The sequence below is a fragment of the Cupriavidus sp. Met-2 genome, from assembly GCF_049843575.1.
In the GTDB taxonomy this organism is placed as follows: Bacteria; Pseudomonadota; Gammaproteobacteria; order Burkholderiales; family Burkholderiaceae; genus Cupriavidus; species Cupriavidus metallidurans.
This window is the reverse complement of sequence record NZ_JBBHZL010000004.1, coordinates 16,063-41,463: the sequence shown is the minus strand read 5'-3', so window position 1 is coordinate 41,463 and position 25,401 is coordinate 16,063. Positions and strand designations below refer to the sequence as shown.

The window sequence follows — 25,401 nt, the reverse complement described above, 5'->3', positions numbered from 1 at the left end:
TACTGGTGGGACTACCCAATTCAATCTGTTGGGTGTCCCGCATGTTCCTGCCCGATGCGCTGCGAAAAATGGCTGGCAAATCCGGGCAGGTTTTCAGGGCTCGCGCCAAACCTCGCTTACACAGGTCGTGCGTTTCCGGTCTTTGGCCGGTAACGGCCGGGAAATTATATTGAAAATGAATGAGTTACGCCATCAAATTGCAACGGAGCCGCAATCGCGCCCCAGCGGGCTCCAAGTGGCGTACGTGACCGTCGACGAAAGTTCGGAAGGGCAGCGCATCGACAACTTCCTGTTGAAGGTGGCCAAGGGCGTGCCCAAAAGCCACATTTATCGCGTGCTGCGCTCGGGCGAAGTGCGCGTCAACAAAGGTCGGGTCGACGCCACTTATCGGCTGCAGAACGGGGATGTGGTGCGTATCCCGCCGATGCGCGTGGCGGAGAAGGCTGCCCCGACCGGTGGTTTCGTGCCCGCCGGCGAGTTTCCTGTGCTTTTTGAGGATGCCGCGCTGCTCGTGATCGACAAGCCGGCCGGCGTGGCCGTGCATGGCGGGTCTGGGGTGGCCTTCGGTGTGATCGAACAGCTACGCCGCGCCAGGCCGGAGGCGAAGTTCCTCGAGCTGGTCCACCGGCTCGATCGGGAAACGTCCGGAATTTTGGTGCTGGCGAAGAAGCGTTCCGCGCTGGTGCACCTGCACGAGCAGATTCGTGGCAACGGCATGGACAAGCGGTATTTCGCCTGCGTGGCGGGCGAGTTTCCGAACACGCGCCAACATGTGAAGCTACCTCTATATAAATACAGCACGCCGGACGGCGAACGCCGCGTGCGTGTGCAGGCGGACGGGTTGGCGTCACATACGGTCTTCAATCGCATGGAGGCCTTCGATGGCTACACGTTGCTGGAGGCCGAACTGAAGACCGGGCGGACGCACCAGATTCGCGTGCATCTGCAATCGATTGGCTTCCCGATCGTTGGCGATGATAAATATGGCGATTTTGCGCTCAATAAGGCGCTTTCTCGCAGCGGCGCCAAGCCGGGGCTGAAACGCATGTTCCTGCATGCGCACCGGCTCACGCTGACGCATCCGGCCACCGGCGCGCCGATGACGGTGTCCGCGCCATTGCCCGCCGAGTGTGTTGAATTTCTGCAACAATTGCGGCAAGGGCGACCAGCGCGCGACGCGGACTGATCCGTACGCACGTCGCTGTTAGCGCTCACACACTTTCAGTATCCAACAAGGACCGCAATGGCCAGGCAGCGCTTCGACCTGATCGTCTTCGACTGGGATGGAACCCTGATGGATTCCACCCCGACCATCGCCAAATGCATACAGCTCGCCAGCCGTGACCTGGGACTGCCCGTGCCGGATGACAGCGCGGCCAGCCATGTGATCGGACTCGGCCTGAAAGACGCGCTCTCGTATGCGGTGCCGACGCTCGATCCCGCCGACTATCCGCGTCTGGCGGAACGCTACCGCTATCACTTCCTGACGCGTGACGCCGAGCTGGTGCTGTTTCCGGGCGTGCTCGACATGCTCGAGGCGCTTCACGCCGAGCATTACTTCCTGGGCGTGGCCACCGGCAAGACCCGAGTCGGACTCGAACGTGCCCTGGCGGCAACTGGCATCGGCAAGCTGTTCGATGCTACGCGCTGCGCCGACGAGACGTTCTCGAAGCCGCATCCGGCCATGCTCCACGAACTGACGCGCGAACTTGGCCAGGATATCGGTAGGACCGTGATGATCGGCGACACGACCCACGACCTGCAGATGGCCATCAACGCTGGCGCGCAGGGGCTTGGCGTCACCTACGGCGCGCATCCGGCGGAATCGCTGCGTGAGATGTCGCCTGTGCATTGCGCAACGTCGATTTCCGACCTGCAGGCCTGGCTGCTCGCTCATGCCTGAAGCATCGCTGGAACCGCGGCGCCTTTGCGCGGCAGAGGAACTGGTCGACGGTGGCGCAGGTGTGCGCTTTGCCGTGCGTCTCAACACGCGGGAGATCGGCGCGTTCGTCGTGCGATACGACGGCGCCGCGCACGGCTATCTGAATCAGTGCGCCCATGTGCCGATGGAACTGGACTGGCAGGAAGGCCAGTTTTTCGATAGTGCGGGCTTATACTTGATGTGCGCTACACATGGCGCGACCTACGCGCCGGACACCGGCTTGTGCGTGGGTGGCCCGTGCAAGGGGGCCGCGCTCGCCAAGCTCCGGATCGAGGAGCGCGAGGGCGCGGTCTTCTGGTTGCCTGAACCCCCATTTTTCCCGCTCGACGCCGAGTAAGGCTGAGCGGGACGTCATCTGACTTTATCGAGTCCATTCGCATGACAGAACAGCAAAATCCGCCGAACGAACCGGGTCAACCGCAAGATCGCGCAGGCGAGGACAGCAAGCTGGAGACGGCAAAGCACGCCGAATTCCCGCTGGAGCGGGAACTGCAGGCTGGCGACGACGCGGCCAAGCGCGAAGCCGACGAGCGGCGCGCCCGCCTGGCAGGCAAGGGCGGTCCCGTTGGTGGCAGCAGCGGCGGTGGCAGTGGTAGTAGTGGCGGCTGGGAGCGCGACGTGCTCGAGAAGGTGCTGATGGCCTCCCTGCGCGAGCAGCGCTCGGCGCGACGCTGGAAGATCTTCTTCCGCTTTCTTACCCTCGCCATCGTTGCACTGATTCTCTACGCGGTGATCGACTTCAAGGGGGATGTGCTGAGTTCGACGAGCGGTCGCCATACCGCCATGGTCACGCTCGACGGCGAAATTGCCGCCGGCACCACGGCCAGCGCGGACTCTATCAACGCCGCGCTTCAGGCGGCCTTCGAGGACACATCGGCAGCTGGCGTGATCCTGAAGATCAACTCGCCAGGCGGCTCGCCGGTACAGGCCGGCATCATCAACGACGAGATTCACCGCCTGCGCAAGCTGTATCCGGACAAGCCGTTCTACGTGGTGGTCGAGGAAATCTGCGCATCTGGCGGCTATTACGTGGCCGCCGCAGCCGACAAGATCTATGTCGACAAGGCCAGTATTGTTGGGTCGATCGGCGTGCTGATGGATGGCTTTGGCTTTACGGGCCTGATGGACAAGGTCGGCGTCCAGCGCCGCCTGTACACGTCCGGCGCCAATAAGGGCATGCTCGATCCGTTCTCGCCGGAAGTGCCACGCCAGAAGGGCTACGCGGAGTCCATGCTCAAGGAGATCCACCAGCAGTTCATCGACGTGGTGAAGGAAGGTCGTGGCGATCGGCTCAAGAACGATCCCGAACTGTTCTCGGGGCTCTTCTGGTCGGGTGAGCGCGCTGTGGAGCTTGGGCTGGCCGATGGCCTGGGTAGCGCGGACTACGTGGCCCGGGACCTGTTCAAGGCCGAGGACATCGTCGACTACACGGTCAAGGAGAACATCGCCGAACGCATGGCCAAGCGCTTCGGCGCGGCCGCTGGATCGGCGGCGATGAAGTTGATGATGATGAGTGCAACCGTGCCTTCGGTGCGGTAATCGGTGCGATGCGCCCATGCAAAAACCCCCGATTTCCGGGGGCTTTTGTTTTTGTCTTACTGCGCCAGCAGCGAGAAGATCGCGGGGCGCTTGTGCAGGTCGAGCCGGTCGGGGCGCCATGCTGAAATCGGCAGCGTGACGATGGCTTCGGTTGGGAGTGTCAGGTCGACTGCGATCGACAGCAGCGTGGTACCAGAGCAGTGTTGGCGCAGCGCCTCGAGCAGCGCACCGTTGCGGTAGGGCGTTTCGATCCACACCTGCGTCTGATGCGACTTGCGGGAGCGCTGTTCGAGTTCGCGCAGCTTCTGCGCGCGGACATCGGCGTCGACGGGCAGGTATCCGTTGAACGCGAAGCTCTGGCCGTTCAGACCCGAGCCCATCACGGCGAGCAGGATCGAACTGGGCCCGACCAGCGGGCGCACGGTGATGCCGCGCGTATGCGCCAGTCGCACCAGGTCCGCGCCGGGGTCGGCCACGGCCGGTACGCCAGCCTCGGAGAGCAGCCCGCCATCGCGGCCCGCGGCAATCGGGTCAAGCAAGGCCGTCAGTGTGTCCGGGCGGGTATTGACGTTCAACTCGCGGATCTCGATCTGCTGGATCGGCTGCGCGAGCGGGGTCGTTTCGCTGAGCTTTTTCAGGAATGCACGTGCGGTCTTGGCGTTCTCGGCGACGAGGTAGTCGAGGCGCGCCGCGATCTGCTGGACGCCCGCTGGGATCACGTCCATCACCGGGTCGAATTCGTCGCGCTTGCCCAGTGTGTTGGGAATCAGGAACAGGTTACCGGCCATCGGTCAGGCTCCGAAGCATGGATAGCCGACGTGACGCAGCATCCCGGTGAGTGCGATCAGCGGCAGGCCGATCAGCGCGGTCGGATCGTTGGATTCGACGCGCTCGAGCAGCATGATGCCCAGTCCTTCGACCTTGGCGCTGCCGGCACAGTCATAGGGCGTCTCGAGTCGCAAATAGGCGTCGAGTTCGGCATCGGAAAGGTTGCGGAAAGTGGCGTGTGTCTGGATATCGGCGATCTGGGCCTCGCCGGTGCGCCCATCAAGCAGGCACAGCGCGGAATGGAAAGTGACCGTTCTTCCGCGCATCAACTGGAGCTGGGCCAGCGCCTTGGCATGGGTGCCGGGTTTGCCAATCTGCTGGTCGTCGAGCGTGCAAACCTGGTCGGAGCCGATCACCAGGGCGCCGGCGTGAAGCGCGGCAATTGCTTCCGCCTTGAGGCGGGACAGGCGCAAGGCCGTGGCAGCGGGACGTTCGCCGGCCAGGGGAGTTTCGTCGATATCCGGCGTGGCAACCTCGAACGGGATGCGCAGGCGCGACAGCAATTCGCGCCGATAGGGGGAGCTCGACCCGAGAATCAAGGCAGGGCGGGTGTCGGAAGACATATTGTTAACAGAGAGCAGAGAGGCAGAAGCTGTGGTGGGCGGCGTACTGCTTGTATACTTTGACCGCTTCGGGTTTTTCAACGTATAATCGCGCGTTTAGCTGCACAGGCACGCACGTTGCCGGGATTTGTGTGGCAGACAAGGCATTTTGAGCGATTCAGCCCGTATGAGTCAGCCAACCCAGCCCGTGGCGTCCGCCGGGGCATTCGATCTGCGCGAAACCGATCTCTTCGCCTTCTGCCGTAAGGGCAGCAATGCGGCGGGGGATGTGGCCACGCGCGATTTGCCGCGCATCTTAGCCGAGACGGCCGCCGATGCGCCAGCTTCGGCGCCGGACGAGACATTCCACTATATGGTGGCAGGTTCCGTTCGCGATGAGGCGGTGGAGCCCGGCGCGCCGGTCGTGCAGCGACTGTTTCTCGATGTGGCGGTCAATGGACGTGTCTGGCTGGATTGCCAGCGGTGTCTCGGGGTGTACGCCGAGCCGATCGCCACGGAAATGTGCTTTGAAGTGGTGGTCAGTGAAGCGGCCGCCGAAGCGGCGCCAATGGATGACGACGAAACCGATGTCATTGTCGGTTCGAAGAAATTCTCGGTGCTGGAACTGATTGAAGACGAGGTGCTGCTGGCATTGCCGACAGCGCCGAAGCACGCGGTCTGTCCGTCGGTGCACGAGTCGCTCGTGACCGGCGCGGACGGCGAGGTGGAGCCAGAGGCGCCACCTGAGGAAGAAAAGCGGCCGTCGCCCTTCGCGGCGCTGGCCAGCCTGAAGACGAAGCATTGACGCCGCGGACGCGGCACGGCAAGCGTCTTTTCGGTAGCAGTTGAAGCATCCGGCCGGGCCCCGGCTACGCCTTGCGCAGGATGCGTGTGTTAATATCGCAAAATTCTCGAAGGAGTCATCATGGCTGTTCAACAGAACAAGAAGTCGCCGTCCAAGCGCGGCATGCATCGCTCGCACGACCATCTGTCGGTCGCGCCGCTGGCTGTCGAGCCGACCACCGGCGAAACCCACCTGCGTCACCACGTGAGCCCGAACGGCTACTATCGTGGTCGCAAGGTCATCAAGACCAAGAACGACTGACCAAGTCGTCTGGCGTGACCAAGTGTCCCGCTCGCGCACGTTGTCAGGTGTAAGACAGGAAAGCGGCAAGCTCGTTGCCGCTTTTTTGTTGGGCGCTCGGCTCCCGCACCGCAACGTATTCGCGCGTCCGGCTGATTGCGTCCCCGCAGCCCCAGGCGACGGGTGCCGGCGCGCTTTCCGTATCAGGAAATAATGACGATCAAGCTCGCTATCGACTGCATGGGCGGCGATCACGGCGTATCCGTGACGGTGCCGGCGGCGATCAGTTTTCTTTCCAGTCACGACGACGCCGAGATGATCCTGGTCGGCTTGCCCGACGCCATCGGCGCGCAGCTCAAGAAGCTGCATGCAACGGATCATCCGCGTGTGACCGTCGTGCCGGCAACCGAGGTCATCACCATGGATGACCCGGTGGAAGTGGCGCTGCGCAAGAAGAAGGATTCTTCGATGCGCGTGGCCGCCACGCAGGTCAAGGAAGGCAAGGCCGATGCCTGCATCTCCGCCGGCAACACCGGCGCGCTGATGGCGGTGTCGCGCTATGTGCTCAAAACGCTCGAAGGTATCGAGCGCCCGGCTATTGCCACCACGATTCCAAATGAACAAGGCTGGGGCACCACGGTGCTCGACCTCGGCGCGAATGCCGACTGCGAGCCCGGACACCTGCTGCAGTTCGCGCGTATGGCCGATGCCATGGTGTCGGTGGTGGATCACAAGGAGCACCCGACCGTCGGGCTGCTCAATATCGGCGAGGAAGTGATCAAGGGCAACGAGGTGGTCAAGGCCGCCGGCGAGTTGCTGCGTGCTTCCGAGCTAAACTTCTACGGCAACGTGGAAGGCAATGACATCTTCAAGGGTACGACCGATATCGTCGTTTGTGACGGTTTCGTTGGCAATGTGGCGCTCAAGAGCACAGAGGGCCTCGCGAAGATGATCGGCAGTATGATCAAGGAAGAATTCACGCGTTCGTGGTTCACGAAGCTGCTGGCGGTGGTGGCCATGCCGGTGCTGTCGCGCCTGGCGCGACGGCTCGATCCGGCCCGCTATAACGGCGCTTCCCTGCTGGGCCTGCGTGGGCTCGTGATCAAGAGTCACGGCTCGGCCGATGCCCATTCTTTTGAGTGGGCCATCAAACGCGGGTATGATGCCGCCAGAAATGGCGTCATCGAACGCATAGCAAGGGCATTCGCTCACAAGTCAGGTGCCGGTGGCGCCGCGACGGGCAGCCCGGAGACAGACGCACCGAACCCACATCCCGATTCTCGCGCCGCCTGAGGCCGCTTGCCCGCTGCGGCGGGCAGCCTGCGCGACCGCGCACAGGGCGACCCGGTGAGCATCACGATCCGACACGACATGACCAAGTACGCAAAAATCATCGGTACAGGGAGCTATCTGCCTCCTCGGCGCGTCACGAACGCCGACCTGGCGGCTCAGCTCGCCGAGAAGGGCATCGAGACCAGCGACGAGTGGATCGTCTCGCGCAGCGGCATCTCGGCGCGTTACTGGGCCGAGCCCGACGTCACGTCGAGCGACCTGGCCGTCAAGGCGGCCGAACGGGCGATCGAGGCGGCCGGTATCGACCGTCAGGACATCGACCTGATCATCGTCGCCACGTCCACGCCCGACTACGTTTTCCCGAGCGCCGCTTGCCTCGTGCAGCAGAAGCTCGGCATCACCAACCAATGCGCGGCATTCGACCTGCAGGCCGTCTGCTCCGGCTTTGTCTATGCGCTGGCCACGGCGGACAAGTTCATCCGCAGCGGCTCGCACAAGAATGTGCTCGTGATCGGCTCCGAGGTGTTTTCGCGCATTCTGGACTTCAACGATCGCACCACCTGCGTGCTATTTGGCGATGGCGCCGGTGCGGTGGTCCTGACCGCGTCCGATGAGCCGGGCATCCTGTCCACGGCCATGCATTCGGACGGTAGCCACGTGGGCATCCTTTGCGTGCCGGGCAATGTGTCCGGTGGCGCGATCACCGGCAATGCGTTCCTGCATATGGACGGACAAGCTGTGTTCAAGCTGGCTGTGACCGTGCTCGACAAGGTCGCGCGCGAAGCCATCACGGCGGCCGAGATGCAGGCCGACGAGATCGATTGGCTGATCCCGCACCAGGCCAACATTCGCATCATGCAGGGCACGGCCAAGAAGCTCGGCCTGCCGAGCGAGCGCATGATTGCCACCGTGCATGAACACGGCAATACCTCCGCCGCTTCGATTCCGCTGGCGCTCGACGTCGCGGTACGCGATGGCCGCATCAAGCCCGGGCAGACCGTGCTGATGGAGGGTGTGGGCGGCGGCTTTACCTGGGGCGCGGTGCTGCTGCGCATGTAAGATGCGGCCGGCGCGCGGCGCGTAGAACGCGGTGCGCCAGTTGACAAGATGAATTGCTAGGACTGGATTTCAGATGAAATTCGCATTTGTTTTCCCCGGACAGGGTTCGCAGTCGGTTGGCATGCTCAATGCCTTTGCCGATAACCCAGTGGTGCGTGCCACGCTTGAAGAAGCTTCGACGGCGCTGGGTCAGGACATCGGCAAGCTGATTGCGGAAGGCCCGGCCGAAGAACTGAACCTGACGACCAACACGCAGCCCGTGATGCTGACGGCCGCAGTGGCCGTGTACCGCGCATGGCTCGACGCCGGTGGTCCGGCTCCGGCGCTGGTTGCAGGCCATAGCCTGGGCGAGTACTCGGCGCTGGTGGCCGCAGGGGTGATCCCGTTTGCCGAGGCGGTGCCGCTGGTTCGCTTCCGTGCCCAGGCGATGCAGGAAGCGGTGCCGGTGGGTGAGGGCGGCATGGCCGCGATCCTTGGCCTGTCGGACGATGACGTGCGCGCCGCGTGCGCCGAGGCTGCGGCGGCAGGCGCTGGCGTGGTCGAGGCTGTCAACTTCAATGCCCCGTCGCAGGTGGTGATCGCCGGCAACAAGGGCGCCGTGGAAAAGGCCTGCGAGATTGCCAAGGCGAAGGGCGCCAAGCGCGCGCTGCCGCTGCCGGTGTCCGCCCCGTTCCACTCGTCGCTGCTCAAGCCTGCCTCCGATCGCCTGCGCGAGCGCATGGCTGGCCTGTCGTTTTCGGCACCGGCCATTCCGCTGGTGAACAATGTCGACGTGGCAATCATCAGTGACCCGGCTCAGATCAAGGACGCGCTTGTTCGTCAGGCAGCCGCTCCGGTACGCTGGGTCGAGTGCGTGCAGAAGATGGCCGCCGAGGGCGTGACACACGTGATCGAGTGCGGTCCGGGTAAAGTGCTGGCCGGTATGACCAAGCGCATCGACGGCAACCTCGTTGGTGGTGCAATCTTTGATCCGGCGTCGCTGCAGGAAACGCTGGCGCTGCTGAAGTAAGACCAAGGAACAAACGCAACATGAGCAAGACTCTGGAGAATCAGGTCGCACTGGTGACCGGCGCATCGCGCGGGATCGGCCGTGCCATCGCGCTGGAGCTCGCACGGCAGGGCGCAACGGTGATCGGTACCGCCACGAGTGAGTCGGGCGCTGCTGGCATCAGCGAGTTCCTGGCTGGCGAAGGCCTGAAGGGCGGCGGTGTGGTGCTGAACGTCAACGACGCGGCGCGCTGCGAGGCAGTGATCGACGAGATCATCAAGGCGAACGGCGGTCTGAACGTGTTGGTCAACAACGCCGGCATTACGCAGGATCAGTTGGCCATGCGCATGAAAGACGAGGATTGGAGCGCCGTCATCGACACGAACCTGACGGCCGTGTTCCGTCTGGCCCGTGCCGTACTGCGCCCGATGATGAAGGCTCGTGGCGGCCGCATCATCAACATCACCTCGGTGGTCGGCTCCACCGGTAACCCCGGTCAGATGAACTACGCTGCGGCGAAGGCTGGTGTCGAGGGCATGACGCGCGCGCTGGCCGCCGAAATCGGCAGCCGCAACGTCACCGTCAACTGCGTGGCCCCCGGATTCATCGATACCGACATGACCAAGGTACTGTCGGAAGAGCAGCATGCGGCGCTGAAGACCCGGATTCCTCTGGGTCGTCTTGGCCAGCCGGAAGACATCGCCAATGCGGTGGCGTTCCTGGCTGGTCCGCAGGCCGCCTACATCACGGGCACTACGCTGCACGTGAACGGCGGGATGTACATGAATTGATGGTTCCGCCCGGGATCGGTTTCGAGGGAGAAGCCGAAAGAAGCCGGGCGAAGCTGTTGTTTTTCAAACCAAACGGGCGTGATTCTTGCAAAGCTCGGCAGGCGGATTTTTTGTGGTCCAAACCTGCTAAAATGCGCCCACTTTTTGTCGAACTTCCCTGGAGGGTTACATGGACAATATCGAACAACGCGTCAAGAAAATCGTTGCTGAGCAGCTTGGCGTGGCCGAGGCAGACATCAAGAACGAATCGTCGTTCGTGAACGATCTCGGTGCGGACTCGCTGGACACGGTTGAACTCGTGATGGCGTTGGAAGATGAATTCGGCATGGAAATTCCCGATGAGGAAGCCGAAAAGATCACGACCGTGCAACAAGCTATTGACTACGCTACCGCGCACGTCAAGGCCTAAGCCGTCGTCTTCATATTCCGAGCCACAGAAGGCAGGTCGGCGGGGCCGTTACGGTCCTGTCACGCTGTTTTCTGTGGCTTTCGTCTGTTCGACGAAGCAGAATCGGAATGATCTCAGCCGCTTCCTCTCGCAAGGAATCACTTCCTATCGGCAGGAGCAGCGAGATCCTGAATCAATCCAATTCCGCTTCACGTACTCGTAGGAAAAAATAGTGAGCCGTCGTCGCGTCGTCGTCACTGGGCTTGGCCTTGTGTCTCCCGTCGGAAACACGGTTGCCGAAGGCTGGGCCAATCTGGTTGCCGGCAAGTCCGGCATCGCCACCATCACCAAGTTCGATCACTCTCCCTTTGCTGTGCACTTTGCGGGCGAAGTGAAGGGCTTCAATGCCGAGGATTACATCCCGGCCAAGGAAGCCCGGAACATGGATACCTTCATCCATTTCGGCATCGCCGCCGGTTCGCAGGCGCTCAAGGACAGCGGCCTGGAAGTGACCGAGGCCAACGCCGAGCGCATCGGTGTGCTGGTGGGCTCGGGTATTGGCGGGCTGCCGATGATCGAAGATACGCAGATGACGCTGGCCGAACGCGGCCCGCGCCGGATCTCGCCGTTCTTCGTGCCAGGTTCGATCATCAACATGATCTCCGGTCACCTGTCGATCATCCACGGCCTCAAGGGCCCGAACCTGGCTGCGGTGACGGCCTGCACGACCGGGCTGCACAGCATCGGCCTGGCGGCGCGTCTGATTCAGGCGGGTGACTGCGATGCGATGCTGGCTGGCGGAGCGGAGTCGACGGTGTCGCCGCTCGGCATCGGCGGTTTTGCGGCAGCGCGCGCGCTTTCCACTCGCAACGATGACCCTGCTGCGGCGTCGCGTCCGTGGGACAAGGACCGCGATGGCTTCGTGCTGGGCGAGGGTGCCGGCGTGATGATGCTCGAGGAGTATGAGTCGGCCAAGGCGCGCGGCGCGCGAATCTATGCTGAACTCATCGGCTTCGGCATGAGCGGTGACGCGTTCCACATGACGGCGCCGAACACCGACGGTCCGCGCCGCTGCATGGTCGCTGCGATCAAGGATGCCGGAATCAATCCGGACGAAGTGCAGTACCTCAACGCGCATGGCACCTCGACGCCGCTGGGTGACAAGAATGAGACCGATGCCGTCAAGCTGGCATTCGGTGATCACGCCTACAAGATGGTGGTCAACTCGACGAAGTCGATGACCGGTCACTTGCTGGGTGGCGCTGGGGGCCTGGAGTCGGTGTTCACGGTTCTGGCGATTCACAATCAGATCTCGCCGCCGACCATCAACATCTTCAATCAAGATCCCGAGTGTGATCTCGATTACGTCGCCAATACGGCACGTGACATGAAGATTGATGTCGCCGTGAAGAACAACTTCGGCTTCGGCGGTACCAACGGTACGCTTGTCTTCCGCCGCGTCTGATATCGCGCGCGTTTCGCATGAAACGGGGCCGGCTGGTGACAGCGGCCCCCGTCCCATCCTGTACTCCCCGGCATTTCCCCGAATCCTTGGGTTGCACGCAGGTGCAACCGCGTTCGTGGCCAGGCGGAACCTTATTGCGCAGTTGTGGTCACAGAATGCGCTCCGCGACACCCGAAATCGCCTGGATCGTAGGTAAAATACAACGCTTGTCTTGACGACGAAACCAAGAGATACACTGCAGCAGGTGAACTATTCGTGAGTGAACGCGAAGCCGATCAGCTTCTAGTTGAACGCGTCCAGCAGGGCGACAAACGGGCCTTTGAGTTGCTGGTGACCAAATATCACCGCAAGATCATCCGCCTGATCTCCCGCCTTGTCCGAGACCCCGCCGAAGTGGAGGATGTGGCGCAAGATGCCTTTATCAAGGCATATCGCGCGCTGCCCCAGTTCCGGGGCGAATCCGCTTTCTACACGTGGCTGTACCGGATCGCCGTCAACACGGCCAAGAACTACCTGGCCACCCAGGGACGGCGGCCGGAAGCGTCCAGCGATATCGATGCCGAAGAGGCTGAAACTTTTGCGGACGGTGAGCAACTAAGGGATATCAATACGCCGGAGTCGATGCTCCACACGCGCCAGGTTGCCGATACGGTGAACCGCGCCATGGAGGCATTGCCGGAAGAATTACGCACCGCCATTACGCTGCGCGAGATCGAAGGCCTCAGCTATGAGGAGATCGCGGAGGCGATGGGGTGTCCGATCGGTACGGTGCGCTCGCGGATTTTCCGGGCGCGCGAAGCGATCGCCGAGAAGTTGCGCCCGCTGCTGGGAACGGCAGAGGGCAAGCGGTGGTAGGGGATGTCAGCAGGATGCTGGTGTCTCTCAGTTTGAATGTCGTGCAGCCAGCGTTGCAGCCTATTCCTGCATCGATAAACGACAAGCAGTAGTGACGGGATTTATCGGTGTTCGATGGAATTTCTTGGGGTTGGAAATGGGTCAGGCTCATAAGCAGTCGGTTCATGTAATGGAAGCCGCGGAGCAGATCTCCGCATTGATGGACGGCGAGCTGGCGCCGCACGACGTGGATGCCGCGCTCGGCCTTGCCAAAGACGACGCTGGTATGGCCGACTGGTCGATGTACCAGTTGATCGGCGATGCGATGCGTTCGGAAGAGTTGACGCACGCAGGGTCGACCGAAGCCTTCCTCTCCCGATTCTCCGCGCAGCTTGAAGCCGAGCCGCATGTGCTGGTGCCGGCTGTCGCGCAGGCTGGCCGTCATCGACTGCTGGTGCGTCCATCGTGGGTGCGCCGTGTGGTGCCGGGTACCGCGATTGCCGCCGCAGTGGCTGCTGTGAGCTGGGTCGTGGTGCCGCAGATGCGTGGGCCAGGCGGTGTGGGCGCTCCGGATGCTGTGGTTGCAAGCGTCGAGCAACCGGCCGGTGCGACGGTAAAGGCTGGCGTTGCTGCGCCGGCGGCCGCGGGTTCGATCATGGCGGTCTCCGCCGATAGTGCCCAGATGATTCGCGATCCCCGTCTCGATGAATACCTGCGTGCCCATCGCACGTCGGTCGCAACCGATGCCTTTGTGCCGACCATGCGTACGGTGGTGAATGGTGTCAACTTCTCTCAGGACAATTCGCAGGAATAATGCCGGACATGCATAAAGGACCGTCGCTCGCCAATGCAGCGGGCGTACACGGAAAGAAGGGCCTGCGGAGGTCCTTTTTTCTGGCCTTATGTCTGACCGCTGCCGCCGCGACTGCGCAGCCGTCTGACTCCACGCTGAACCGCCGTGACGCCACGGCGTGGCTGAACAAGATCCATCGTGCTGCCCAGCGGGAGAACTACGTTGGTACGTTGATTTATCAGCGCGGCAGCATCATCCATGCATCGCGGATCCAGCATTACAGTGATCTCGTACACAACGAGTACGAACGACTGGAAACGTTGGACGGCAAACCGCGCGAGGTGCTGCGCCAGAATGATGTGGTTCACAGCCTGATTCCCGAGGCCAAGCTTGTGGTCGTGGAGAAGCAGGAGGCCAAGGACCGTTTCCCGGCGCTGCTGGCGACGAACAAGAGCGACGTGCTCGACCTGTACGACATGCACAAGCTGCCGGCCGAACGTGTCGCCGGCGTCGAGTGCGAGGTCTTCTCGCTGGACCCTCACGACACGGCACGTTACGCGGTGCGGTTGTGGGCCGACAGGAATTCGGGCCTGCTGATGCGCGCGCAGACGATCGGCGAAGGCGGCAAGGTACTCGAGCAGGTCGCATTCTCGCAGGTCGATATCGGCGTGCCTTCAGACAAGCAGCGCATCCTCAATGCGATCAAGGGCGCGAGCTCCTGGAGTCATTACGAGGTTACCTATCAGCCTGCCAGCATCGCCGACGAAGGCTGGTCGATCAACACGCCAATCAAGGGCTTTCAGAAGATCCGGGAAGTGCGCCGCCCACTGGGCGAGTTGCATGCCCCGACCTCGGCCAACAAGTCCGGGCAGGTCTTCGAAGTATTGCAGGTCGTCTACAGTGATGGCCTGACGGGGCTTTCGGTCTTCATCGAGCCCGTATCCGAACAGCGTGCCCGCCGCGAGGGCGTGGCGTCGCTAGGTGCCACCCAGGTCGTGGTACGGCGCGTGGCCGATTTCTGGATTACCGTGGTCGGCGAAGTGCCTGCTTCTACGGTGAGGCAGTTTGCGGCCGGCGTGGAATACCGCCCGCCCAAAGCGGTACACTGACCGAAATTGGTCCGGCGGCGGTGGAGTGGCAGTCCCGCAACACCGCCAGGCAGTACGCTTTGCAGGCGTCCCCCGGCCTTATGCGCTGTGAAGCATCCGTTTCTCGCTGATCTCCCGGGAGTTTTGTCGATGATTTCCAGATCTCCAGCCCTGGCAAGGGTCGTGGTCATGGTGGCCATGCTCGTGTTCGGTCCGGCTGTTTCCGAATTGGGGCACGCTCAGGCGGCGGCCCAGAACTACAACCTGCCCGACTTTACCGACTTGGTCGAGAAGGTGAGCCCGGCGGTTGTGAATATCCGCACGACAGAGCGCGTGCGCTCGCGTGGCGGCAATTCCCCCGATGACGACGAAATGGCGGAGTTCTTCCGTCGCTTCTTCGGCGTGCCAATGCCCGGAACGCCGGGACAGCCGCGCCGTGGCCAGCCTCCGCAAGGACAGGGCCAAAGTCAGGGGCAGGGCGAAGAGATGAGCCGGGGCGTGGGTTCCGGTTTCATCATCAGCCAGGATGGCTACGTGATGACGAACGCCCACGTGGTGGCAGAGGCTGACACGATCTACGTGACGCTGCCTGACAAGCGCGAATTCAAGGCCAAGCTGATTGGTGCGGACAAGCGTACCGACGTGGCGCTGCTCAAGATCGATGCAACGGGTCTGCCACGCCTGCCACTCGGGGATTCGGACAAGGTCCGCACTGGCGAGTGGGTATTGGCCATTGGTTCGCCGTTCGGCCTGGACAGCAGCGTGACCGCCGGTATCGTATCGGCTAAGGCGCGCGACACCGGCGACTACCTGCCGCTTATCCAGACTGACGTGGCGGTGAACCCTGGTAATTCGGGTGGCCCGCTGATCAACCTGCGCGGCGAAGTCATCGGCATTAATTCGCAGATCTACAGCCGCAGCGGCGGTTATATGGGCATTTCGTTCGCGACCCCGATCGACGAAGCGATGCGTGTGACCGAGCAACTGAAGGCGACTGGCAAGGTGACGCGTGGGCGGATCGCCGTGGCGATCGGTGATGTGACCAAGGAAGTGGCGGACTCGCTGGGCCTTGGGCGCACTCGCGGCGCGCTGGTTGGTAGCGTCGAGCCGGGCGGTCCTGCCGAAAAGGCCGGTATCGAGGCGGGCGACATCATCCTGAAGTACAACGGCCGGGATATTGAGAAGGCTGCGGATCTGCCGCGGATGGTCGGTGACACCAAGCCGGGTACGCGCGTGCCGATGCAGGTGTGGCGCAAGGGGCAGACCCGCGAGGTAATGATCACGGTGGCGGAGCTTGAGCCCGACACCCCTCGCGCCACGCCGCGCCGCGGCGACAAGCGCGGCGGAGGTAACGAAGAGGCACCCGCGCCGAAGCCGAATGCACTGGGCCTGATCGTCAACGACATCCCCGAGGCGCGGATGCGCGAGCTCAAGCTGAAGTCAGGGGTGGAGGTCGACACGGTTGATGGTCCGGCCGCTCGCGCCGGGATCCGTCCGGGCGACATCATCCTGCGACTCGGTGATACCGACGTGACCAGTGCGAGGCAGTTCAACGATCTCGTCAAGGGACTGGACAAGAACAAGATGGCTGCCGTGTTCGTGCGCCGCGGCGATGCTACCCAGGTGCTGACGCTGCGTCCCAATCAGACGCGCTGACCAGGCCCTGGATCGAGCCTTCAAACAATCGCGCCGGACAAGTTCCGGCGCGATTGTTTCGTGGTGGGTGCGTCAAACGTCATTTTGGCGCACCGCGCCCCGCGCCGCCCGAGTTCAATTCGCGGACGGAAGTCCTTGAAAATCCGGTAAAATCGCGGATTGGCGCGAGCTCCGTGCGCCCCAACTTTTTTGCTCCCGCGCCCGACAGATCTACCCATGAGCGCGCCGGTGCTTCCCAGAACGTTAGATGGACCACATTCGTAATTTCTCGATCATTGCCCACATCGACCATGGTAAATCCACCTTGGCCGACCGGATCATTCAGCGCTGTGGCGGGCTGTCCGATCGCGAAATGGAAGCGCAGGTGCTCGATTCGATGGATATCGAGAAGGAGCGGGGCATCACGATCAAGGCCCAGACCGCCGCGCTGAGCTACAAGGCGCGCGACGGCCAGGTCTACAACCTGAATCTGATCGATACGCCGGGACACGTCGACTTCAGCTACGAAGTCAGCCGCTCCCTGTCCGCATGCGAAGGCGCGCTGCTAGTGGTTGACGCCTCGCAGGGCGTGGAAGCCCAGACCGTTGCCAATTGCTACACGGCCATCGAACTGGGCGTCGAAGTCGTGCCCGTGCTGAACAAGATCGATCTGCCGCAGGCCGACCCGGCCAATGCGATCCAGGAGATCGAGGACGTGATCGGCATCGACGCACAGGACGCTACACCGTGCTCGGCCAAGACTGGCCAGGGCGTGGAAGACGTGATCGAGGCGCTGATCGCCAAGGTTCCGCCCCCCAAGGGTGACGCCGCCGCGCCTCTACAGGCGCTGATCATCGATTCCTGGTTCGACAACTACGTTGGCGTGGTGATGCTGGTGCGCGTGGTCAACGGCACGCTTCGCCCCAAGGACAAAGTTCTGCTGATGGCCACCGGCGCCCAGCATCTGGTGGAGCAGGTCGGTGTGTTCTCGCCGAAGTCGATCCAGCGAGATGAGCTGACGGCGGGGCAGGTGGGTTTCGTGATTGCGGGCATCAAGGAGCTGAAGGCAGCCAAGGTTGGCGACACGATCACCACTATGACGCGCCGCGCCGAAGCGCCGCTGCCGGGCTTCAAGGAAGTCAAGCCGCAGGTGTTCGCGGGGCTGTACCCTGTGGAATCGAATCAGTACGAGGCCCTGCGCGAATCGCTCGAGAAGCTGCGTCTGAACGATGCATCGCTGCAGTTCGAGCCGGAAGTCTCGCAGGCACTCGGCTTTGGTTTCCGCTGCGGCTTCCTGGGTCTGTTGCACATGGAGATCGTGCAGGAGCGTCTGGAGCGTGAATTCGACATGGACCTGATCACGACCGCGCCGACCGTGGTCTATCAGGTTCAGCAGCGTGATGGCACGGTGTTGACCGTCGAGAACCCGGCCAAGATGCCAGATCCGAGCAAGATCGAAGCCATTCTCGAGCCGATCGTCACGGTCAACCTGTACATGCCGCAGGATTATGTCGGCTCGGTGATGACGCTGTGCACGCAGAAGCGGGGCGCGCAGATCAATATGAGCTATCACGGCAAGCAAGTGCAGCTCACGTACGAGATCCCGATGGCGGAAATCGTGATGGATTTCTTCGATCGCCTGAAGTCGGTATCGCGCGGCTACGCATCGATGGATTACGAGTTCAAGGAATACCGGCAGTCGGATGTGGTGAAGGTGGATATCTTGATCAACAGCGACAAGGTCGATGCCTTGTCCGTGATCGTGCACCGTTCAAACTCGCAGTATCGCGGTCGCGAGGTGGCGGCCAAGATGCGCGAGATCATCCCGCGTCAGATGTACGACGTGGCCATCCAGGCCGCCATCGGCTCGAATATCATCGCGCGCGAGAACGTGAAAGCGCTGCGCAAGAACGTGCTGGCCAAATGCTACGGCGGCGATATCAGCCGGAAGAAGAAGCTGCTGGAAAAGCAGAAAGCAGGCAAGAAGCGGATGAAGCAGGTGGGGACCGTCGAAATTCCGCAGGAGGCCTTCCTGGCGATCCTGCAGGTGGACGACAAGTAAGCGCACCCCAGCGACGACACAACATCGACATCACTTGAAGCCGTTATGAATTTTGCACTGATACTTTTTGTGCTGGTGGTCATCACAGGCATAGCCTGGGTCGCGGACAAGCTGGTGTTCGAGCGACAGCGCCGGAGCGTGGCGCAACTCGCGCTGGCCGAATTCGATGCGCGTCGTAATGACATGCAGTCGATGCAGGGCGGCGCAGACATCGATCGCTCGCGTGCGCGTCTGGCGGAAGAGAAGCTGCGCCAACCGTGGTGGCTGGAATATTCGGCGAGCTTTTTCCCGGTGATCCTGGCGGTGTTCGTGCTGCGCTCGTTCGTGGTGGAGCCGTTCAAGATTCCGTCGGGATCGATGATCCCCACGCTACTGATTGGCGACTTCATCCTGGTCAACAAGTACGACTACGGCATTCGTCTGCCGGTCGTGAACAAGAAGATCATCAGCCTCGGCGAGCCCCAGCGCGGCGATGTCATGGTGTTCCGCTATCCGCGGGACGAGTCGCTCGACTACATCAAGCGCGTGATCGGCGTGCCGGGCGATGTGGTGCAGTACGAAAACAAGAAGCTGACGATCAATGGCAAGCCGGCCGAATACAGCCCGCTGCCGGATTATCTCGACGAAGAACGTCTGGCGTACTCGAAGCATTTTGTCGAGCAGTTGCCGGGCGGACCCCAGCACGGCATCCTGAATGACAATGATCGCCCCGCCTTCGTGGCCGGTGCCGATCCCGATTTTCCGTTCCGCGATAACTGCACTTACAATCAGCAGGGCGTGACGTGTAAAGTGCCGGAAGGTCACTATTTTGTGATGGGTGACAACCGGGATAACAGCCTGGATTCCAGATACTGGGGGTTCGTGCCTGATCAGAATATCGTGGGCAAGGCGTTCCTGATCTGGATGAATCTGGGTAATTTCGGGCGCGTGGGATCGTTCAAGTAACGCTCGTACGGTTTCACGCGGCGCAAGACACTCAAAAAAGAGGGAAGCGCAACATGGGTCAAAAGCGGTTGGGTTCACAGGGGCGGGTTCGTTTCGATGTGATTCATCGGGCGCGCGGGTTCTCGCTGGGATCGTTGCTTGTCGTTTTCATCATTGTGGGGGCGGTCGCCGTACCGGCGTTGAAGGTAATTCCAAGCCTGATCGAGTATTTCTCCATCAAGCGCGCCGTCAACTATGCCAAGGGTACTGGTACCAAACGTAGTGAAGTCGCAGCCAGTTTCGACAAACAGGCCACGATCGATCGCATTTCGTCGATCAAGGGCGAGGATCTGGATATTGAAGAGGACGAAACCGGGCGGATCCGCGCGGTCGGCTTCGAGTACCGGACCGAAGTTCAGATTTATGGTCCGTTGAGTTTTTTGATTACCTACTCGGGAACGCAGTAACGACATGACCCTCGACGCCTTGCAGCAACGTCTCGGCTACCGATTCAGCAAGCCCGAATTGCTGCAGCAGGCGCTCACGCATCGCAGCCATAGCGCCCAGCACAACGAGCGCCTGGAATTCCTGGGCGACTCGGTATTGAACTGCGCCGTGGCCGATATGCTCTTTGGCATGTTTGGCAAGCTCGACGAAGGCGATCTTTCACGGGTGCGGGCCAATCTGGTCAAGCAGCAGGCGCTCTACGAGATCGCCCAGATGCTGCAGCTTTCCGATGCGCTGCGTCTGGGTGAAGGCGAGTTGAAGAGCGGCGGTTTCCGCCGCCCCTCGATTCTTGCCGATGCGCTCGAGGCTATCGTTGGTGCCGTGTTTCTCGATGCGGGGTTCGACGCGGCGCGCGCGTTGATCCGCAAGCTGTATATCCCGATTCTGGAGCAGGTGGACCCGCGCACGCTGGGCAAGGACGCCAAGACGCTGCTCCAGGAGTATCTGCAGGGCCACAAGATTGCCCTGCCGCAATACAACGTCATCGCCACGCACGGTGCGGCGCACAGCCAGCAATTTGAAGTCGAATGCATCGTGCCTAAACTGGAGGTGCGCGTGTTCGGAACCGGCGCGTCGCGTCGCGCCGCCGAACAGGCCGCGGCCAAGCTCGCGCTCGACGAAGTCCAGAAGCTCGTGCCGCAGTTGCTCAAGCGCAGCCGTGCCGAACGTACGGGCAAGACGCGCAAGCAGCCGGTGCCGCCCGATCCCCAGTTGTCTCTCAGGTTGAAGGAATGACCGATTCTCTCCCTCCGCAGCAAGATGCGGCGGAACCCTCAGGTGCCGTGGCATTTCGCTGCGGCACAGTGGCCATCGTTGGCCGTCCGAATGTTGGCAAGTCCACGCTGATGAACGCGCTGGTCGGCCAGAAGATCAGCATCACGTCCCGCAAGGCACAGACCACGCGGCATCGTATCGTCGGTATTCAGACGACCGATGATACCCAGTATGTGTTCGCGGATACACCTGGTTTCCAGACCCGCCACGCCAGCGCGCTGAACCGCTCCCTGAACCGCGCCGTGACGTCGACGCTGTCGTCGGTCGATATCGTGCTATTTGTCGTCGAAGCCGGCTATTTTGGCCCCGATGACGAGAAGGTGCTGTCGCTGCTCCCCAAGAACGTTCCGGTGCTGCTGGTCTGCAACAAGCTCGACCGAATCGGCGAAGGCCGCAGCGAAGTCATGATGCCGTTCCTCGAGCAGATGGGGCAGCGTTTCCCGTTCCGGGAGGTGGTGCCGATGTCGGCCAAGACGCGCGATCATATCCAGCGTCTGCTGGCGATCATCCGGCCGTATCTGCCGGAAGGCGAGCCGATGTACGACGTCGATGCTATGACCGATCGCAGCGAGCGATTCCTGGCGTCCGAGATCATCCGCGAAAAGGTGTTCCGCTGGACCGGCGACGAACTGCCGTACACCAGCACTGTCGTGATCGACAAATTCGAGACCGAAGGGCGCCTGCGCAGGATCTTCGCGACGATCCTGGTCGAACGCGACGCGCACAAGGCGATGATCATCGGCAACAAGGGCGCCAAGCTCAAGCAGATCTCCACCGAGGCACGCCTGGATATGGAGAAGCTGTTTGATGGCAAGGTCTACCTGGAGATGTGGATCAAGGTCAAGAGCGGCTGGGCCGATAACGAAGCCGGACTGCGCGCCTACGGCTACGAGTGAGCAAGATGCCTGACGTGCGCCGCGCTGCCGCGCCGCGTGCGCGCAGTGCCGACCCGATTGCCGAGGAAGCGGCGGAGCTGCTGGGGTCTGGCGCGGTACCTGCCATGAACGCGGCGGTCAGCCCCTCGGTGGCGGCCGGCCGCGAAATGATGGATCGCGCGATGCGTATCGTTCCGGCTCGCTCGGAACTGCGCGTCACCAATGAGGCGGGCTTCGTGCTTCATGCGCATCCTTATCGCGAAACCAGTCTGGTTCTCGATGTCTTCACTCGCGATCACGGTCGCGTGGCCATGGTCGCGAAAGGGGCCAAGCGGCCGCATTCCGCACTGCGCGCGGTGCTGCAGCATTTTCATCCGATCGCCCTGTCCTGGACCGGCCGCGGCGAGGTCAAGACGCTGACCAAGGCGGAGTACGTGGGCGGCATGCTGCCGCTTTCCGGCGACGCGCTGCTTTCCGGCTTCTACCTGAACGAACTGCTGCTGCGCTTCTGTCCGCGCGAGGACGCGCATCCGACCCTGTTCCGCCACTACATGGCGACGCTGACGCGGCTGTCACATGGCGAGCCGGCCAGCTTCGTATTGCGCAGCTTCGAGCGGGTGCTGCTGCAGGAGACGGGGTTTGCGGTAGCGTTCGATCAGTGCCTCAGATCGGGCGAACGCGTGCAGCCGGGGCTCGATTACGTCTACCAGCCTGAGCGCGGGGTGCGGCGCACGCATGCGTCAGATCCGTCGAGCTGGCCCGTGGTGTCGGGACAGACGCTGCTGGATATGGCGCAGGATGATTATTCGCGTGCGCAGACCGTTTCGCAAAGCCGCGCACTGATGCGGTTCCTGCTGCATTATTATTTGCAGGGTGCGCCACTGAAGACGCGCCAGATCCTGATCGATCTGCAGTACCTTTAATATCCCAATTCTCCTGAGAGAAGCCGGCATGATTTTCCACGCGAACCCCGGTGTCATCGACCTCGGGGTCAATATCGACCACGTGGCCACGCTGCGCAACGCGCGCGGCACGGTGTATCCCGATCCGATCCAGGCAGCGCTGCAGGCCGAGGAGGCCGGCGCCGACCTGATTACGCTGCATCTGCGCGAGGACCGTCGCCATATCCGCGACGCCGACGTGCGCGCGCTGCGCCCGAAGCTGGCCACGCGCATGAATCTGGAATGCGCGATCACTTCCGAGATGCTCGACATTGCGTGCGAGATCAAGCCCCAGGACGTCTGCCTGGTGCCCGAGAAGCGCGAGGAAGTTACCACCGAAGGCGGACTCGATGTAGCGGGCCATTTCGAGCAGGTCAGCGCCGCATGCCGGCAACTGGCCGACGCGGGTATCCGTGTATCGCTGTTCATTGATGCTGACCCTGACCAGATTGTCGCCGCTGCCGCGTGCAAGGCGCCGGTAATTGAAATCCATACTGGCCGCTACGCCGATGCGCATACGGCGGAGGAGCAGGCAGTCGAGTTCCGCCGTGTGGCGGCGGGCGTGGAAGTGGGGCAGAAGCATGGTCTGATCGTCAACGCCGGCCACGGCCTGCACTACACCAACGTGCAGCCGATTGCTGCGCTGCCGGGGATCAAGGAGCTCAACATTGGTCACGCGATCGTTGCCCATGCGGTGTTTGCCGGGTGGCAGAACGCCGTGCGCGAGATGAAGGCCATCATGGTGGCGGCGCGCCTCGGTACCCGTTACCCGGTTCCCGGTCAGCCCGCGTGATCTACGGCGTCGGCACCGACATCATCCAGATTGATCGCGTGCGCGGCGTGATGGAGCGCACGCGTGGGCGCTTTGTCGAGAAGATTCTCGGGCCGCGTGAGATGAAGATCTATCTTGCACGCAAGGCGCGCTCGGAAAAGCGCGGCTTGGCATTCCTGTGCACGCGTTTCGCGGCCAAGGAGGCATTCTCGAAGGCCATCGGCCTGGGGATGCGCTGGCCGATGACGTGGCGTGCGATGGAACTGCTGAACCAGCCATCGGGCGAGCCCGCGCCGCATTGCACTGGCGAACTGGCGGAATGGGTGCGGGAACGCGGCCTGACCGTTCGTGTCAGTGTCAGTGACGAACATGAATATGCGGTCGCGTTCGCGATCGCCGAGCGGGGTGGTCAGCTGGCGGCCCCGCAATCCGAACCCGCTTCGAACTGAATTCGATATTCGATATGAACAAGAAAGTCTCCGGCAAGCGGCCGGGCCCGGTAGTGCTCGACGTCGTGGGCAAGGAACTCACCGCTGACGATGCGCGTCGCATTGCCCACCCGTTGACGGGTGGCGTGATCCTGTTTGCGCGCAACTTCGAATCGCGCGCGCAACTGGTGGCGCTGACGCGGGCCATTCGTGAAGTCCGCGACGATGCGCTCATCTGCATCGACCATGAAGGTGGCCGCGTGCAGCGCGCCAAAACCGATGGCTTCACGCACCTGCCGGCGATGTCCCGGCTTGGGGCGCTGTGGGACCGTGACGTGCTGGCTGCCACCAAAGTGGCGATGGCTTGCGGCTACGTGCTGGCGGCCGAACTGCGTGCCTGCGACATCGACCTGAGCTTCACCCCGGTGCTCGACCTCGACTATGGCCGCAGTGGTGTCATTGGCGATCGTGCGTTCCATGCCGATCCTCGTGTAGTGACCATGCTGGCCAACCATCTGACGCACGGACTGCTGCTGGCCGGCATGGCCAATTGCGGCAAGCACTTCCCGGGGCATGGCTATGTCGAAGCCGATTCGCATGTGGCCATTCCGGTGGACGAGCGCGGTCTTGATGAAATCCTGTCCCAGGACGCCCGTCCCTATGACTGGATGGGCCCGGCGCTAGCGTCTGTGATGCCTGCCCACGTGATCTACCCGACCGTCGATCCGAACCCTGCAGGCTTCTCGCGCTACTGGCTGCAGGACATCCTGCGGACCCAGCTTGGTTTTGAGGGCGTGATTTTCAGTGACGACCTCAGCATGGAGGGCGCGAGCGTGGCCGGTACCGTTACCCAGGCCGCACGTGCCGCGCTCGAGGCGGGTTGCGACATGGTGTTGATCTGCAACCATCCGGATCGCGCGGACCAGCTTTTGAATGAACTCGATGTGTCGATCGGCAAGGCCTCGCAGCGGCGCATCCGCAAGCTGTTCGGTCGCCGCAAGCCGCTGGACTGGAACAAGTTGCAGCAAGAAGGCGAATACCGCGCCGCGCTGCGCCTGCTGAAGGAACACGATCTTATCGCTTGAGCGACTCCGGCCGCCGGGTGGTGAATCGACACCACCCAGACATGAATCAGCAGGAATGGATCCGTGGAAAGAAAAAGGGCAGCCGAAGCTGCCCTTTTTTGCGTATGCCCTAAGAGATCTTAGTTGGCGCGGCTGCGGTATTCGCCGGTACGCGTGTCGATTTCGATCTTGTCACCGATGTTGCAGAACAGCGGCACTTGCAGTTCGAAACCGGTGTTGATCTTGGCGCCCTTGAGCACCTTGCCCGACGAGGTGTCGCCCTTGACGGCCGGTTCCGTGTAAATGATCTCGCGAACCAGCGTCGTCGGCATTTCGACCGAGATGGCCTTGTCGTTGTAGAACACCACTTCCACCACCATGCCGTCTTCGAGGTAGTTCAGCGAGTCGCCCATGCTGTCCTTCTCGACTTCGTATTGGTTGTACTCGGTGTCCATGAACACGTACATCGGGTCGGCGAAGTACGAGTACGTGCACTCGCGGCGCTCCAGCACCACGACTTCGAACTTGTCGTCGGCCTTGAAGACGGATTCGCCCGGGGCTTCCGTCAGCAGGTTCTTGTACTTCATCTTGACGACAGCGGCGTTACGACCTGACTTGTTGTACTCGGCCTTCTGAACCACCATCGGGTCGGAACCAATCATGAACACGTTGCCGACGCGGAGTTCCTGTGCGATTTTCATCTGAACTGTTTTCCTGAAAAAAATGGTCCGGGATCGTTGTAGGTGCCCGGAAATCGGTATGGCGAAGGGCGCAGCCGGCGTTTG

Annotated in this window: 28 protein-coding genes; 25 read left to right on the top strand and 3 right to left on the bottom strand. The window is 62.1% G+C overall.

Translation table 11 applies throughout. The features are described 5' to 3' along the window. The first annotated feature begins 175 nt into the window (after positions 1-175). Genes WD006_RS10725 through WD006_RS10710 form a run of 4 tightly spaced genes read left to right on the top strand, consistent with a single transcriptional unit; the run spans position 176 to position 3,481 of the window. Entirely contained in the window at positions 176-1,186 is a 1,011-nt protein-coding gene (locus WD006_RS10725) for an RluA family pseudouridine synthase (protein ID WP_029307396.1), read from the top strand. Positions 1,187-1,243: 57 nt separating this feature from the next. Further along, positions 1,244-1,903 carry an HAD-IA family hydrolase gene (locus tag WD006_RS10720; RefSeq protein WP_011517032.1) on the top strand — a complete coding sequence of 220 codons (660 nt, stop codon included), beginning with the start codon at positions 1,244-1,246 and terminating at the stop codon, positions 1,901-1,903. After that, positions 1,896-2,279, top strand: coding sequence for a Rieske (2Fe-2S) protein (locus WD006_RS10715; protein WP_011517031.1), 384 nt, complete (start codon positions 1,896-1,898; stop codon positions 2,277-2,279). The genes WD006_RS10720 and WD006_RS10715 overlap by 8 nt, the downstream gene beginning before the upstream one ends. 41 nt (positions 2,280-2,320) lie before the next feature. Then, positions 2,321-3,481 carry a S49 family peptidase gene (locus tag WD006_RS10710; RefSeq protein ID WP_029307397.1) on the top strand — a complete coding sequence of 387 codons (1,161 nt, stop codon included), beginning with the start codon at positions 2,321-2,323 and terminating at the stop codon, positions 3,479-3,481. Between the two features lie 56 nt (positions 3,482-3,537). Here the strand turns inward: WD006_RS10710 and WD006_RS10705 are convergent, their stop codons facing one another. Together WD006_RS10705 and WD006_RS10700 are read right to left on the bottom strand one after the other, a co-directional pair. After that, positions 3,538-4,269: an SAM-dependent methyltransferase gene (locus WD006_RS10705; protein ID WP_011517029.1), complete on the bottom strand. Its 732-nt coding sequence runs from the start codon at positions 4,267-4,269 to the stop codon at positions 3,538-3,540. 3 nt (positions 4,270-4,272) lie between these two features. Next, entirely contained in the window at positions 4,273-4,872 is a 600-nt protein-coding gene (locus WD006_RS10700) for a Maf-like protein (RefSeq protein ID WP_029307398.1), read from the bottom strand. 166 nt (positions 4,873-5,038) lie between these two features. Between WD006_RS10700 and WD006_RS10695 the strand changes: the two genes are divergently transcribed. The 21 genes from WD006_RS10695 to nagZ all read left to right on the top strand — a co-directional run bounded on the left by WD006_RS10695 (position 5,039) and on the right by nagZ (position 24,637). Continuing rightward, positions 5,039-5,656 carry a DUF177 domain-containing protein gene (locus WD006_RS10695; protein ID WP_029307399.1) on the top strand — a complete coding sequence of 206 codons (618 nt, stop codon included), beginning with the start codon at positions 5,039-5,041 and terminating at the stop codon, positions 5,654-5,656. A gap of 120 nt (positions 5,657-5,776) precedes the next feature. Next, on the top strand, positions 5,777-5,956 hold the full coding sequence (gene rpmF / locus WD006_RS10690; protein ID WP_008644820.1) for a 50S ribosomal protein L32: 180 nt from the start codon (positions 5,777-5,779) through the stop codon (positions 5,954-5,956). 192 nt (positions 5,957-6,148) lie between these two features. Then, positions 6,149-7,228, top strand: coding sequence for a phosphate acyltransferase PlsX (gene plsX / locus WD006_RS10685; RefSeq protein WP_011517025.1), 1,080 nt, complete (start codon positions 6,149-6,151; stop codon positions 7,226-7,228). A gap of 78 nt (positions 7,229-7,306) precedes the next feature. After that, positions 7,307-8,287 carry a beta-ketoacyl-ACP synthase III gene (locus WD006_RS10680; protein ID WP_024569908.1) on the top strand — a complete coding sequence of 327 codons (981 nt, stop codon included), beginning with the start codon at positions 7,307-7,309 and terminating at the stop codon, positions 8,285-8,287. A gap of 73 nt (positions 8,288-8,360) precedes the next feature. Next, entirely contained in the window at positions 8,361-9,296 is a 936-nt protein-coding gene (gene fabD, locus WD006_RS10675; protein ID WP_029307400.1) for an ACP S-malonyltransferase, read from the top strand. A 20-nt stretch (positions 9,297-9,316) separates the two neighbouring features. Continuing rightward, positions 9,317-10,066 carry a 3-oxoacyl-ACP reductase FabG gene (gene fabG / locus WD006_RS10670; RefSeq protein ID WP_029307401.1) on the top strand — a complete coding sequence of 250 codons (750 nt, stop codon included), beginning with the start codon at positions 9,317-9,319 and terminating at the stop codon, positions 10,064-10,066. A 169-nt stretch (positions 10,067-10,235) separates the two neighbouring features. Continuing rightward, a complete protein-coding gene (gene acpP / locus WD006_RS10665; RefSeq protein WP_008644813.1) occupies positions 10,236-10,475 on the top strand; it encodes an acyl carrier protein in 240 nt (79 codons plus the stop codon). A gap of 211 nt (positions 10,476-10,686) precedes the next feature. Continuing rightward, positions 10,687-11,919, top strand: a complete 1,233-nt coding sequence (gene fabF, locus WD006_RS10660; RefSeq protein ID WP_011517021.1) for a beta-ketoacyl-ACP synthase II — start codon at positions 10,687-10,689, stop codon at positions 11,917-11,919. A gap of 255 nt (positions 11,920-12,174) precedes the next feature. Continuing rightward, the gene (rpoE, locus tag WD006_RS10655) at positions 12,175-12,774 is read left to right on the top strand and encodes an RNA polymerase sigma factor RpoE (RefSeq protein ID WP_008644807.1); all 600 of its coding nucleotides are present in this window, start codon (positions 12,175-12,177) and stop codon (positions 12,772-12,774) included. 136 nt (positions 12,775-12,910) lie between these two features. Continuing rightward, the gene (locus tag WD006_RS10650; RefSeq protein ID WP_011517020.1) at positions 12,911-13,567 is read left to right on the top strand and encodes a sigma-E factor negative regulatory protein; all 657 of its coding nucleotides are present in this window, start codon (positions 12,911-12,913) and stop codon (positions 13,565-13,567) included. Between the two features lie 8 nt (positions 13,568-13,575). Continuing rightward, positions 13,576-14,655: a MucB/RseB C-terminal domain-containing protein gene (locus tag WD006_RS10645; RefSeq protein ID WP_011517019.1), complete on the top strand. Its 1,080-nt coding sequence runs from the start codon at positions 13,576-13,578 to the stop codon at positions 14,653-14,655. A 129-nt stretch (positions 14,656-14,784) separates the two neighbouring features. Further along, positions 14,785-16,290 (top strand): DegQ family serine endoprotease, encoded by a 1,506-nt coding sequence (locus WD006_RS10640; RefSeq protein WP_011517017.1) that lies wholly within the window; start codon positions 14,785-14,787, stop codon positions 16,288-16,290. Positions 16,291-16,537: 247 nt separating this feature from the next. Continuing rightward, positions 16,538-18,331 (top strand): translation elongation factor 4, encoded by a 1,794-nt coding sequence (gene lepA / locus WD006_RS10635; protein WP_011517015.1) that lies wholly within the window; start codon positions 16,538-16,540, stop codon positions 18,329-18,331. Between the two features lie 45 nt (positions 18,332-18,376). Next, positions 18,377-19,276, top strand: a complete 900-nt coding sequence (lepB, locus tag WD006_RS10630; RefSeq protein WP_011517014.1) for a signal peptidase I — start codon at positions 18,377-18,379, stop codon at positions 19,274-19,276. A 53-nt stretch (positions 19,277-19,329) separates the two neighbouring features. Next, positions 19,330-19,722, top strand: coding sequence for a DUF4845 domain-containing protein (locus WD006_RS10625; RefSeq protein WP_011517013.1), 393 nt, complete (start codon positions 19,330-19,332; stop codon positions 19,720-19,722). Between the two features lie 4 nt (positions 19,723-19,726). Then, positions 19,727-20,497 (top strand): ribonuclease III, encoded by a 771-nt coding sequence (rnc, locus tag WD006_RS10620; protein WP_008644793.1) that lies wholly within the window; start codon positions 19,727-19,729, stop codon positions 20,495-20,497. Next, positions 20,494-21,432 carry a GTPase Era gene (gene era, locus WD006_RS10615; protein ID WP_011517012.1) on the top strand — a complete coding sequence of 313 codons (939 nt, stop codon included), beginning with the start codon at positions 20,494-20,496 and terminating at the stop codon, positions 21,430-21,432. Before rnc ends, era begins: the two co-directional genes overlap by 4 nt. A 5-nt stretch (positions 21,433-21,437) precedes the next feature. Continuing rightward, positions 21,438-22,334 (top strand): DNA repair protein RecO, encoded by an 897-nt coding sequence (gene recO, locus WD006_RS10610; RefSeq protein ID WP_011517011.1) that lies wholly within the window; start codon positions 21,438-21,440, stop codon positions 22,332-22,334. 28 nt (positions 22,335-22,362) lie between these two features. After that, positions 22,363-23,145, top strand: coding sequence for a pyridoxine 5'-phosphate synthase (gene pdxJ / locus WD006_RS10605; protein WP_029307404.1), 783 nt, complete (start codon positions 22,363-22,365; stop codon positions 23,143-23,145). After that, complete coding sequence (gene acpS / locus WD006_RS10600; protein WP_011517009.1) at positions 23,142-23,573, top strand: holo-ACP synthase; 432 nt, start codon at positions 23,142-23,144, stop codon at positions 23,571-23,573. The genes pdxJ and acpS overlap by 4 nt, the downstream gene beginning before the upstream one ends. A 14-nt stretch (positions 23,574-23,587) precedes the next feature. Beyond that, a complete protein-coding gene (nagZ, locus tag WD006_RS10595; protein ID WP_029307405.1) occupies positions 23,588-24,637 on the top strand; it encodes a beta-N-acetylhexosaminidase in 1,050 nt (349 codons plus the stop codon). Positions 24,638-24,756: 119 nt separating this feature from the next. Here the strand turns inward: nagZ and efp are convergent, their stop codons facing one another. Further along, the gene (gene efp, locus WD006_RS10590) at positions 24,757-25,317 is read right to left on the bottom strand and encodes an elongation factor P (protein WP_008642375.1); all 561 of its coding nucleotides are present in this window, start codon (positions 25,315-25,317) and stop codon (positions 24,757-24,759) included. Positions 25,318-25,401: the final 84 nt, after the last annotated feature.

Excerpts from the sequence above, each read along its gene's own strand:
- WD006_RS10640 (WP_011517017.1), top strand. The coding sequence starts at position 14,785 with ATGATTTCCAGATCTCCAGCCCTGGCAAGGGTCGTGGTCATGGTGGCC.
- WD006_RS10650 (WP_011517020.1), top strand. The coding sequence starts at position 12,911 with ATGGGTCAGGCTCATAAGCAGTCGGTTCATGTAATGGAAGCCGCGGAG.
- efp (WP_008642375.1), bottom strand. The coding sequence starts at position 25,317 with ATGAAAATCGCACAGGAACTCCGCGTCGGCAACGTGTTCATGATTGGT.
- rpmF (WP_008644820.1), top strand. The coding sequence starts at position 5,777 with ATGGCTGTTCAACAGAACAAGAAGTCGCCGTCCAAGCGCGGCATGCAT.
- fabD (WP_029307400.1), top strand. The coding sequence starts at position 8,361 with ATGAAATTCGCATTTGTTTTCCCCGGACAGGGTTCGCAGTCGGTTGGC.
- WD006_RS10705 (WP_011517029.1), bottom strand. The coding sequence starts at position 4,269 with ATGGCCGGTAACCTGTTCCTGATTCCCAACACACTGGGCAAGCGCGAC.
- lepB (WP_011517014.1), top strand. The coding sequence starts at position 18,377 with ATGAATTTTGCACTGATACTTTTTGTGCTGGTGGTCATCACAGGCATA.
- WD006_RS10695 (WP_029307399.1), top strand. The coding sequence starts at position 5,039 with ATGAGTCAGCCAACCCAGCCCGTGGCGTCCGCCGGGGCATTCGATCTG.
- WD006_RS10645 (WP_011517019.1), top strand. The coding sequence starts at position 13,576 with ATGCATAAAGGACCGTCGCTCGCCAATGCAGCGGGCGTACACGGAAAG.
- WD006_RS10720 (WP_011517032.1), top strand. The coding sequence starts at position 1,244 with ATGGCCAGGCAGCGCTTCGACCTGATCGTCTTCGACTGGGATGGAACC.
- lepA (WP_011517015.1), top strand. The coding sequence starts at position 16,538 with ATGGACCACATTCGTAATTTCTCGATCATTGCCCACATCGACCATGGT.
- acpP (WP_008644813.1), top strand. The coding sequence starts at position 10,236 with ATGGACAATATCGAACAACGCGTCAAGAAAATCGTTGCTGAGCAGCTT.
- nagZ (WP_029307405.1), top strand. The coding sequence starts at position 23,588 with ATGAACAAGAAAGTCTCCGGCAAGCGGCCGGGCCCGGTAGTGCTCGAC.
- WD006_RS10710 (WP_029307397.1), top strand. The coding sequence starts at position 2,321 with ATGACAGAACAGCAAAATCCGCCGAACGAACCGGGTCAACCGCAAGAT.
- WD006_RS10625 (WP_011517013.1), top strand. The coding sequence starts at position 19,330 with ATGGGTCAAAAGCGGTTGGGTTCACAGGGGCGGGTTCGTTTCGATGTG.
- plsX (WP_011517025.1), top strand. The coding sequence starts at position 6,149 with ATGACGATCAAGCTCGCTATCGACTGCATGGGCGGCGATCACGGCGTA.
- WD006_RS10725 (WP_029307396.1), top strand. The coding sequence starts at position 176 with ATGAATGAGTTACGCCATCAAATTGCAACGGAGCCGCAATCGCGCCCC.
- WD006_RS10715 (WP_011517031.1), top strand. The coding sequence starts at position 1,896 with ATGCCTGAAGCATCGCTGGAACCGCGGCGCCTTTGCGCGGCAGAGGAA.
- WD006_RS10680 (WP_024569908.1), top strand. The coding sequence starts at position 7,307 with ATGACCAAGTACGCAAAAATCATCGGTACAGGGAGCTATCTGCCTCCT.
- pdxJ (WP_029307404.1), top strand. The coding sequence starts at position 22,363 with ATGATTTTCCACGCGAACCCCGGTGTCATCGACCTCGGGGTCAATATC.
- fabG (WP_029307401.1), top strand. The coding sequence starts at position 9,317 with ATGAGCAAGACTCTGGAGAATCAGGTCGCACTGGTGACCGGCGCATCG.
- recO (WP_011517011.1), top strand. The coding sequence starts at position 21,438 with ATGCCTGACGTGCGCCGCGCTGCCGCGCCGCGTGCGCGCAGTGCCGAC.
- era (WP_011517012.1), top strand. The coding sequence starts at position 20,494 with ATGACCGATTCTCTCCCTCCGCAGCAAGATGCGGCGGAACCCTCAGGT.
- rnc (WP_008644793.1), top strand. The coding sequence starts at position 19,727 with ATGACCCTCGACGCCTTGCAGCAACGTCTCGGCTACCGATTCAGCAAG.
- WD006_RS10700 (WP_029307398.1), bottom strand. The coding sequence starts at position 4,872 with ATGTCTTCCGACACCCGCCCTGCCTTGATTCTCGGGTCGAGCTCCCCC.